Raw genomic sequence first — 733 nt, forward strand, 5'->3', positions numbered from 1 at the left:
GCTGCCGGGTTCCCGCTGGTCAAGCGGGTAGGGCGGCGGTGAAGGCCGGGCGGTTCCCCCGGGCTTGGCTGTCGGGCGCCGGACAGCCCCTGCCCCCCGCGCGTGCGGGGTGCGCGCCGCCTCCGCCGGACAGCGGGGTGCCCGGGTCGTCCGAATGGCTTGGGAACGCATCGGTCCTTATCGTCGTCTCGCCCTGGAACGGGCACCCCTCCGCCATTCCAGGACGCTCCGGCGCAGGCAACTCTTCCCGATTCCAGGGCCCCTGGAAAAGGAAAGCGATCCGCTCCGCAGGGTGCGTGCAATAGACAATGCTCCCCCATTTCAGGGTGCCTTTGCGGGGGAAGTGTCCCGGGGGTGCGACTCGCGATCAACACGTGCAGTGACCTGTGCAGATGCTGGCTTTCCCGGTTTCTCTGAATTTCTTCGGGGAATCTTCTGCCGGGCCCCTAAAAATGGTGGCGGGTGGTTCATAATGGGTGTATGGCAGATCAGCGGCACCCCGGAATCCCGGCGGGTTCGCGCGCGGCGCGGATCCGGGCCGGGATCGGCGGTGTGCTCGCCGAGGCCGACAACGCGGTGGCTGAGGACCCGGTGCCGGGTGCGGGGCGGGTGCTGTGCGAGCTGGCCGGGGTGCTGGCCGCCGGGCAGGACGCCCTGGACCTGGACCTGGCCCTGGCGCGGCTGGCCGCCCGGATCGGTGAGACCGGGGCCCTTGCGGGCTCGGGGCACTCCA

General features: G+C 70.5%; 1 pseudogene. It reads left to right on the plus strand.

Going from position 1 to position 733, the window contains the following annotated elements:
• Positions 1-480 precede the first annotated feature (480 nt).
• Positions 481-733 (plus strand): annotated as a pseudogene (locus tag D450_RS30375) (HNH endonuclease); the annotation flags it as partial.

It is taken from the genome of Nocardiopsis halophila DSM 44494, assembly GCF_000341245.1.
In the GTDB taxonomy this organism is placed as follows: domain Bacteria; phylum Actinomycetota; class Actinomycetes; order Streptosporangiales; family Streptosporangiaceae; genus Nocardiopsis_A; species Nocardiopsis_A halophila.